Origin of the sequence: Terrimicrobium sacchariphilum (assembly GCF_001613545.1) — a bacterium.
GTDB lineage: Bacteria > Verrucomicrobiota > Verrucomicrobiia > Chthoniobacterales > Terrimicrobiaceae > Terrimicrobium > Terrimicrobium sacchariphilum.
In genome coordinates this window covers 283,831-294,001 of sequence record NZ_BDCO01000002.1, presented here as the reverse complement: position 1 = coordinate 294,001, position 10,171 = coordinate 283,831, and the positions used below count along the sequence as shown (strand labels likewise).

Genomic DNA, 10,171 nt, shown 5'->3' with positions numbered 1-10,171 from the left:
CCAACGATCGCAAGGTCGGAAAAGAGCACAAGAAGGATCGGCCCTCGGCTAACGCCGACCCAACGGTCTCTGGCATGATGGAAGCTGTTTCCCCATGCGAATCCGATTTCTAGCCATCCTGGGCTTTCCGGTGGTGCTCTGCGCCCAGGAGCCGCTCAAGACAGATACCCGCCCGATCAATAGCTTCGAAAGCGAGCCGACCGGTATCACGACAAAAGATGCCAGTTATGCAACAACGACGGAGGGAGCCTCCGACGGGGCCAGGGCATTGCATCTCACCTTTCGCACCCCGGCACCCTATCCGGCAGTCATTTTCGACTTCGACACCCCTCAGGATTTCCGGGGGTATGGTGGACTCGCCTTCGACGTTTACAATCCCGGCCCCAACATGGTCGCCTTCAACACCCGTATCGACAGCTCGACCGAGGCCGATGGAAGCGGAAACCATTCCCGCACGGGACGTGGATCGATCGATGGCGGCCAGCGGGCCACGTATGTCATACCCTTTGGCACCGATCCCTCGACGCTCAAGGTGAAGGCACTGCCGGGTTTTGGCGCATTCCGGAGTGTCGGTTCGCTCGGGAAAGGACCATTTGACCTCAGCCACGTGGTTAACTGGCAGGTCTTTCTCAACCTCCCGGCGGACAATCGGGACCTCATCATCGACAATGTGCGTCTCGTACCAGGGCACAAAGAGGATTTCTCCAACCTCGTTGACAAATACGGCCAATACACGCGCGAAACCTGGCCGGGCAAGGTGACAGGTGATCAGGACTTTGCGGCACAATCGGCAGAGGAGGATCGAGACCTCGCCGCCCATCCCGTCGCAAAGGATCGCGATATTTATGGCGGTTGGGCAAGTGGCCCCAAGCTCGACGCGACAGGGTTTTTCCGTGTGGCAAAACATGACGACAAATGGACATTCGTCGATCCCGAGGGTCGGCTGTTTCTCTCCTTTGGCCCGACTTGCATTGGCACCACCGATGTCACCACGATCAAAGGACGTGAAGAGCTCTTCAATGGCCTGCCTGCCGATGACCCGGCGCTGAAAGCCGCCACCACAGCGGATGGCGTGGACTTTCTCAAAGCCAATCTGATCCGCAAATACGGGTCGGACTTTACCAAGCCCTGGCTGGATCGCTCGTACATCCGTCTGCTCTCCTGGGGATTCAACACCATCGCAGCCTTTTCGTCATGGGGTTCCATCGGGAATGGCCGGGTGCCCTATACATTGACGGTGTGGCCTTCAGGCAAGCATGCCCGGGTGACATGGGGAACGGGGTATGTCCGCGGGATGGATGATCCGTTCGATCCGCAATTTGCCGCAGACGTTGCCGCTGCAGTCGAGGGTCAGGCAAAGCGGGCCAAGGATGACCCATTTTGTATCGGATACTTTGTGGGTAACGAGGAGGCATGGGGCTATCACAAGAATGATCCCGCCAGCCACTACGGCCTGGCAATCGGCGCGCTCAAGGCCGAGGCCAAGGCGTCTCCCGCGAAGCGCGCAATACTCCAGCAGCTGCAAGAAAAGTACCGGGACATCAGCGCTCTGAATGCCGCATGGGAAACTTCCTTTGCCAGCTGGAGCGCAATGGAGGCTCCGGTTTCCCTGCCGGGCATCCTGAGGCCCAAGGTGATCGCGGACCTTTCGGCCTTCCTCTCGCTTTACGCCGAGACGTACTTCCGCACGGTCAACGAGGCAATCAAACAAGCCGACCCCAACCATCTTTACCTGGGATGCCGTTTCGCCGGGTACTCCCCCGAGGTGCTCGCGGCGGCAGCGAAGCACTGCGACGTACTCTCCTTCAATATCTACCGCGACAAACTCAGCACGACGGAGTGGGCAATACTCGATGCCTATGACAAGCCGGTGCTGATCGGAGAGTTTCACTTCGGATCGACCGACCGGGGAGTCTTTGACACCGGCCTGTTCGCCGCAGCCGACCAGAAATCACGAGGCGTGAGCTATGATGCCTACATCCGCAGCGTGCTCGCTCACCCGAAATTTGTCGGTGCACATTGGTTCCAATATGCCGATCAGCCAGCCACGGGTCGTGCCATGGATGGCGAGAACGCGGGCATCGGGTTCGTCTCGATCACAGACACTCCCCACCAGGAGTTCATCGATTCCGTCCGCAAGACCAACGCGGAGATTTATTCCTATCGCTTTCAAAAATGAAAACTCACTCCTACCTCAGAGGCACCAACATTTCCCACTGGCTCAGCCAAAGCGCCCGACGCGGCGAGGACCGCCGCGCGTGGTTCACCCCGGAGGACATCCGCATCATCACCGACTTTGGATTTGATCACATTCGCCTGCCCGTCGACGAGGAGCAGATGTGGGATGAAGAGGGAAACCAGGAGAACGAAGCCTTTGACCTCCTTGAAAATGCCATAGATTGGGCGACAGCGGAAGGTCTCGGCGTGATCCTCGACCTGCATATCCTGCGCGGCCATTCCTTCGGTCAGATGACGGAACCCAAACTCTTCACCGATCCCGACGAAGAGGCGCACTTTGCCGGCATGTGGCGTCAACTATCCTCGCGACTTTCGTCGCACTCGACGGACACGCTCGCCTATGAACTCATGAACGAGCCAGTGGCGGACAACCCCGCCGACTGGAATCGTGTCGCGGCGGCTGCCATGCGTCTCGTGCGCGAGCGTGAACCGGAGCGCACGATCCTCATCGGCTCAAATCGCTGGAACTCGGTCTTTACCCTGCACGAGCTCGACCTGCCGGACACTCGCGACACAATCATCACATTTCACTACTACCATCCGATGCTCATCACCCATCACCGGGCGGGATGGAGCCAGGAAGGGCGGATGTATGACGGTCCCATCCAGTATCCCGGCCGCCCCATCGCCGACGAACACCTGCCCATGGTTCGTCCACCCGAGCCGACCAAGTTTGGCGCGCTGGATTTTGCGGAACTCAACAAACCATTTACCCGCGCAAACATGGTGGCGGATTTTGCCGGAGCCATCGAGGTCTCGCGCAAGACAGGCTGCCCGCTTTATTGTGGAGAGTTTGGCGTGGTGAATTACGCCCCCATGCCGGTACGCGAGGCCTGGTACCGCGACATCATCTCGGTATTTGAGGAGTATGGTATTGGCTGGGCCAACTGGGATTACAAAGGATTGTTTGGCGTCGTCGATGGAGATCGCCAGAGCACAGGCATTGCCGAAGCCATGCTCGGCTGTGTCGTGCGCTGAATATTAAGGGCCGGCGGGGCGTTCCCGCCGGTCCGTTATTCGAAACTCCGCCTAGTTCTTTCCGGTCTCCATGAGATCCTTCCGCTGCCATACGCGCACATAGTCGATCTGAAGGTCGGCCGGGAGCTTCGCCGGATCGAGTGGATCGTATTCAAATCCCCCCGGCAGCATGTCAAAGATCAGGTAAGAAGGGACGGAACCCACACGCGGAGAGTCCCAGCTCCCCTGGAGCCGCCCTTGGGAATATACCGAGATATGCCCCGGCAGCCACAGCATGCCAATGGTGAGATATCCATCCTTGTCGGGGCGATTGTAGTGGGCTGAGGTGCCTGCGCTCTTGTGGTACTTCATGTAGTCGTCCCAGTGAACGCCAAAGGTGGTCCGGTATGGCCCCCACATCGACTGCCCCTCGAAGACGTCGAACTCCATGCCTCCATCCTTGGTGCTAGCCTGACGATACTTCGGCCACGTTGCCGGGCCACGCTGCGGCATGAGCCAGAATGCCGGGAACATACTCGGCGCAGTGGGTAGTTTCACCCGCACCTCGTAATATCCATAGGTCTGCCGCCATTTGTCATAGGTATCGAGCCATCCCGTAGCAAAGTCCGTCGCGCGGGCGTTTGGATCGTCATTATGAAAGCCAGCCCGCTTTTCAATGCGCAAGCGGGCCTGGCCATCGCCGATGAGGACATTTTGCTTCGAGAAACCGACGCGCTTGTCCCAGTGATTCTCTGAATAAACATTCCACTTCGATTCATCGAGAGTCGTGCCATCGAAATTGTCCTCAAAGGTCTTGATCCATTCCCCTTCCACGGGAGGGCGCTGACCCAGCCATTCCGGACGCGGGTCGCCCTCGGGCATGCCAGCGGTCACGGCCAGCACTTCGAAGGACGATGGCTCCTGCCCGGCGACCGGACTGAGGATCAGTCCATTTGTTTGATGGCTGAAGTAGCGAACGCCGGGTGTCGACTCCATGCCCCAGCTATTCTTCCCTTCGAGCTGATTCTGCTCAGGAACCGAAATGATCTTGAAAGGTGTGCCCGGGATAAAAGGAACCACCAAATCCACCGTTTCACCAGGCGCAATGGGCTTCGTCGGCGTAGCCGTATCCGATCTGTCGGCCTGACTCGAAAGCTGGGCTGTGAGCGACGCCGGATGAGAACCGGTGTTCTTGACCTTCACCGTCACCTGAAGAAAGTCCCCCAGATCCCAGTATCCCTTCGCAGGCCGGAGTTGCACATTCTCCTCCGGCTTGCCGGAAAAATTCACCCCTATCGTCTTGTTGCCAGTCACCTCGGCCTTTGCTCCATTGCGCCCAGTGAGCTGGGAGCCGGGACTGACCGGCACGGAGGGTGAGAAGATCACACCTCCCTGCGGCTTGACCCGCACCGTGTTTGGATTGATCGGCAGTGTGTCGCCCTCCCGACCTCCCGCCGAGAGAGAGTCGATGCGAAACGCCCGTGCCGTCGTCTCGTTCTTGCCGATAAAGATCAGGATTTGCGTGATTCTGGCCGCGTCGAGCGGATTGGATCCCTTGCCTGGCGAGGCGAAGTACGCCCGGGCCGCGCCTGTTTCCCCCGGCTTCAGATAGGCGGAGCCGCTGGCACTATTCTCCCCGGAATCCATGCGAAGCGTGGCACTGATGATGGCGGAGCCTGTATTGGTGACACGTGCCTCGACAAAGCCAGCGCCGGAAAGATCAAAGGCTCCCGTCGAGGGCACGATACGCACTCCAGGAAAACCCGCAGGCCCGGCGGCAACGGATACGTCAATACCTTTTCCGTCCGTCGCCGGCTGCACCTGGACCTGGGAGGCATGACTCGGCTCCAGAAGCTTGTCAGCACCGGGAGCAGAGAGGTCGATCACAGGCCGCGATGGCGCCTCCGTGGTCGGAGACGGGAGGGAACTCTCGCCCAAAAGCAGGGTGGGAAGACACAGTACGGGGATGAGAAGGAGGGGCTTCATAAACTACTTTTTTGCCGGGATGCTGAGATCGACGTTCTTTGCAGCTTCCGCAAGGTCCTTGCGCTGCCAGACTTTGACATAATCAATATCAAAGGTTTCGTCGATTTTCGAAAGATCGATGTCCTTGGTCGCCCAGCCACCGAGTTGCAGGCTGAGCAGGAGATGGCCCGGGACAGAACCCACTCGCGGGTTCTCCCATTCCGCTGTCTTCTTTCCGTCAATGTACCAGGTAAGCTTGCCCGGCTCCCAGAGCATGCCAAAGACATGCCATCCGTCAGGAGTGGGGCCGTAATAAACATTCGTATCCCCCCAGGCTTGATGCTGGTCGCCATAGCCATCCCAATGAACGGCGACATTGTGGCGACCCGGTCCCCATTCACTAAGGTGCTCGAGAATGTCGAACTCCATCCCACCCCATTTGGTCGAGTTGCGGTTCCAGATCGACTGTTGATCGGTCGGGCCATTCACATCGCGATCGGGCATCAGCCAGAAGGCGGGCCAGAAACCGCGTGTGGTCGGAAGCTTCACCCGAGCCTCAAAGTATCCATAGCTCTGCGCCCATTTTCCGAAACCTGTCACCTGTCCAGAAATGTACTCGCGCCCCTCGACCGCCTTCTTCTCCGCACCCAGCCTCAGCACACCATTCTCCACGCGCGCCTTTTCCTTTTGATAGTAGAAGAACTTGCTGAAGTGGCTGTTGCTGGCCTCCCACTTTGAGCTGTCGAGCGCGGTGCCGTCGAAGTTGTCTTCAAACGTCAGCGTCCAGTCGCCATCCACCGGCGGGCGCTTGCCCAGCCAGTCGGGAGGAGTGACCGGGGTATTACGATCTGCGGGCGAGGTGAGGGTGGACTTGCCTGCCACGGCCCCGGGACTGCCAAAGGCCTTGAGATTGCCGAGGAGCAGGGTGATCTCCTGCTTGGGTTTGGCGAGAAAAACCTGGATGCCCGAGATCTTCTTCGAATCCAGAGGATATCCCGGCTGGCCATTGTTCTTTCCAAAGGTCACCTGAATGGTCTGAGTCGCTCCGGGAGCGAGCTTCACGCTCTGCGAGTTCCAGGGGCCTTGCTTCCAGTCACCGGGATTGTCGACCCGCAGCACGGCGGTGATCGGGACACTCGAGGTATTTGTCGCAGTGACCTCCACTCCGCCAAAGGCTGAGAGATTCCAGCCTCCTGCCGGGATCGGGAAATGCACGCCAGGGTAATCCGTATCCGTGGAAAAGGTCGCCTTGATCTTGTCTCCCTCGACTGAACCGCTGGAGTGGGAAAACTTGAAGCCCTCTGCCCCCTTGGCGGGATCAAGGAGTTCACCTCCTATGCTCGGCGACGTTGTTGCCTCGCCGCCATTCGTCGCAGGCTGGGCCACAGTCGCAGGGGCCGGAGCGCCTTCCTCCTTGAAAGGAGTAACGCTCTTGATGACAAATGCTCCGCCATCGGCTGGTTTGCCGACAAAAACAAGCAGTGCGACGACCGAGGAAGGGTCGAGCTGGTAGGCGGGATTTCCGCCGTAGGAATAGCCAAAACGCACCCGCACCTTCTTTGTTTCGCCGGGTCCGATCTTCACCGACTCGGTATTGCTCGCATTGCTGCCGCCTTTATTGTCGACACGCAGGGCGATGGATTTTGCCGTCGCCCCCTCATTGGCGACCTCCGCCTCGACGCCGGAAAAGCCCGAAAGATCCCAACCCTCCGGCGGAGCAGCGATCTGCACGCCGGGGAATCCGCCATCTGCATTGTACTCCACCCGTATGGCCCCGTCCGCCCCCGGCGGGGTCACCACGGATTTATGTTCCTTTAACGAAGCAGGATCGGACTTCGCATTTTCAAGGAGATCCGGCGCACCAGCCCACAGAGAGAGGCCGGAGAATGTCAGTACGAGCAGAGCGAGGGCAGATTTCTTCATCAGTAGCAAAAAGGGATGAGAGGGGGTTAACGTTTCATGGTGACAGTAACGCAAACACGCCGCCCAGGTGAGCAGTCTCCTGTTTGAGGATGTGTTGATTTCTGACTTTCCTCAGACTGAAAACGACTCATCAGGAAACAGCACATGGGAGGTCGGCTTCCGGTTAACGTCGCGGGGGATCTCCACCCTATAATGGGATCGTCATAGACCTTTCGCGGTCCCTTCCATGCCTTCACTCTCCGTACCTCTTTTTCGCGATGTCGACGTCCTGGTCGTCGGCTCATCGACTGCCGCCGTCGCCGCATCGCTCGAGATCCAGCAAGCCGGAATCTCTGCCATGCTGGCAGGTGACCTGCCTTATGTCGGCAGCGACTTTGCCGGAACATTCCGGCTCTGGCCGGGAGACTGGAAGGAAGCCGACCCTTTGCTGCACGCAGCCTTCTCCGGATCAGTTCCCGCGCGGCCGGGCGCGATCAAGCACTCTCTCGAAGGGGCCTTGCTTGGCGCCAACATCCCCTTCCTTTTCCAAAGCCGACCGATTGCCATCCTGCGCGACGAATCGGGGCAAATCGCAGGCGCGATCCTCGCCACCCGCTCAGCCCTGCTCGCCGTGACCTGTCGAGCCATTCTCGATGCCTCGGAACATGGCATTGTCGCCCGGCTCGCGGGCCTTCCGATTCAGGAACGTACAGGCATCGCCGGGTGCGTAGAATGGACGGTTCTTGCCAAGGATCGCCCTTCCTCCTGGCCAGGGACCATCACCGAGCTCTCGCCCTCTTTCATTTTTCCCTCCGAAACGGGTGATGGAGAGATGACCAGCAGGGCGTTCCGGCTCTCCATCGATGCCACCGTACTCGGAAAAGATCCCATGCTTGCGGAACATGCCGCCCGCGCCCTCCTCGTGGATGAGGCAATTCTCCTTACTGCCGATCTTTTCGTCTTTCCCCCGTCCCGTATGCTGGCGTCCAATGCCGCCCGGGACAGCCTTGCAGATCTCGGAGATGGTGATCTCCAGCCCCAGGCCAGCCTTTGGTTGCTAAACGGCCTGCTTCCAGTCTCGGGAAAGAGCGTCCAGGAATGCGGGAACCCGGGAACCTGGATCCCTTTTGCACGCCTGGTCGGTCGGAAGATAGCCGCCAATATCAAACCGCGTGCAACCGGAAGGACCTTTCACGCGCAAACGGGCGGAGAAACCGAAGGACACTACCGGTTTGCCCCGGTCTTTCTGCGCACGAACCTTGGCACACTCGATCTCCCGGCCTGGAGCTTCCCCGTTCTCGGGGATTACGATGTTGTCGTCTCCGGGGGAGGCACAGGAGGTGCGCCCGCCGGTATTGCCGCGGCCCGGTCCGGGGTGTCCACGCTGGTTCTGGAAACCCAGCACGGACTCGGAGGTGTCGGCACACTGGGCCTGATCAGTGCCTACTGGTTTGGGAATCGCACCGGGTTCACCTCGGAACTGGACCGGGAGGTCAGCAAATACGATTCCTGGAGCCGCAGCAAAGACGGATCGGGCTGGAGTCCCGAGGTCAAGTCGCGTGTCTACCAACGTCTGCTTCGCGATGCAGGAGGCAACGCCTGGCTCGGGTCTTTTGCCTTTGGAGTGAGGATGTCAGGAGCCCAGATCGATGGACTGCTCGTCTCCACGCCCTTTGGCAGCGGCCTCGTTCGCACGCGGTCGGTGGTGGACGCAACGGGCGACTCCGACGTCGCGGCCGCGGCTGGCGCACCCTGCCGCCTCATCGGCGGAGACCATCTCGCCGTTCAAGGCACCGGCCTTTCGCCCCGCAAGACCCTGACCTCGCAGTATCAAAACTCCGACCATACCTTTGTTGACGACACCGATCCCGTCGGCGTCACGAGCGCCTTTGTCGAGGCTCGAGCCAAGTATCCCGCGGCCTTCGACACCGTATCCATCGTGAGTTCCCGCGAGCGCCGCCAGATCATCGGCGAGATCGAAATTTCACCTCTCGACATTCTCGCCGGACGTACGTTTCCAGATACCGTTTACATCGCGCGCAGCAACTTCGACACTCATGGCTTCACGGTTCATCCAGTGTTCATGATGGTCGCGCCGGACCATGATCCAATGACGGCTCATGTACCGTACCGCTGCATGGTGCCGCAGGGAGTCGACGGCGTTCTCGTCACCGGTCTGGGAATGAGCGCCCACCGCGACGCTCTGCCCTTGCTGCGCATGCAAGCGGATGTGCAGAACCAGGGATTCGCCGCCGGACTGGCCGCTGCGGAATCCGCCCGGACCGGCCTCGCTCCCCGGCAGCTCAACATTCGCACACTCCAGCGCAAACTCGTCGCCATCGGCATCATAGAACAGGCGAACCTCAAGCAGGAAGATTCCTTTCCGCTCGATTCCTCTTCTCTGGAGCAGGCGCTCGCTGGCGATTGGCGGGATCTGAAAAACATCGCGATTCTCCTCGCCCATCCAGAGAAAACCCGGGGGCGTCTCATGGAAATCCTGCTCTCGGACGAGACCCGCCGCCCCGACGCGGCACGTATCCTCGGCATGATGGGCGACGCTGCCGCAGCTCCTGTCCTGGAGGCCCTCGTGCGCACCACACCTTGGGATGAAGGGTGGGATTACCAGGGCATGGGGCAGTTTGGCGCCAGCATGAGCTGGCTGGATTCTGTCATTATCGCTCTCGGAAAAACTCGCAACCCCATAGCCGTCTACACCTTGGAATCCAAGATCCGCACGCTCGACGAGACCGCGGCGTTCTCACATTGTCGGGCCGTCGCCCTCGCCGCCGCGATGATCTCTCACCCGGTGCTGGCCAGCGCGCTGGAGGATTTGCTTCGCAAGCCGGGCATGGCTGGCCACGAGATCACCGACCTCGCAGTGCTGCGAGATCAGGCAACAGACAATCTTATCGAAACCGATCCGCGCAATCTGTCGCTGCGGGAGGTTTATCTCGCCATGGGGCTGCTCCTTTCCGGCGATCCCAATGCCACCGGCCGCAACATCCTTCAATCCTATACCCACGACTTGCGGGGGCACTTTGCGCGTTATGCGCAGGCCCTGCTCGCCGAAAACAATCACGAGGCCCTGCGCCTTCGTCTTGCCTGATCC

General features: G+C 59.7%; 5 protein-coding genes. 3 read left to right on the top strand and 2 right to left on the bottom strand.

Annotation, left to right across the window (positions count from 1 at the left end):
- The first annotated feature begins 94 nt into the window (after positions 1-94).
- A complete protein-coding gene (locus TSACC_RS02050) occupies positions 95-2,179 on the top strand; it encodes a beta-galactosidase (RefSeq protein WP_075077741.1) in 2,085 nt (694 codons plus the stop codon).
- Positions 2,176-3,216: a glycoside hydrolase family 5 protein gene (locus tag TSACC_RS02045; RefSeq protein WP_075077740.1), complete on the top strand. Its 1,041-nt coding sequence runs from the start codon at positions 2,176-2,178 to the stop codon at positions 3,214-3,216. The genes TSACC_RS02050 and TSACC_RS02045 overlap by 4 nt, the downstream gene beginning before the upstream one ends.
- Positions 3,217-3,267: 51 nt before the next feature.
- On the opposite strand, the gene TSACC_RS02040 is transcribed toward TSACC_RS02045, so the two are convergent.
- Complete coding sequence (locus tag TSACC_RS02040) at positions 3,268-5,181, bottom strand: glycoside hydrolase family 16 protein (protein ID WP_075077739.1); 1,914 nt, start codon at positions 5,179-5,181, stop codon at positions 3,268-3,270.
- 3 nt (positions 5,182-5,184) lie between these two features.
- Complete coding sequence (locus tag TSACC_RS02035; RefSeq protein WP_075077738.1) at positions 5,185-7,083, bottom strand: glycoside hydrolase family 16 protein; 1,899 nt, start codon at positions 7,081-7,083, stop codon at positions 5,185-5,187.
- Positions 7,084-7,309: 226 nt separating this feature from the next.
- Between TSACC_RS02035 and TSACC_RS02030 the strand changes: the two genes are divergently transcribed.
- On the top strand, positions 7,310-10,168 hold the full coding sequence (locus tag TSACC_RS02030) for an FAD-dependent oxidoreductase (RefSeq protein WP_075077737.1): 2,859 nt from the start codon (positions 7,310-7,312) through the stop codon (positions 10,166-10,168).
- The last annotated feature ends 3 nt before the right edge of the window (positions 10,169-10,171 follow it).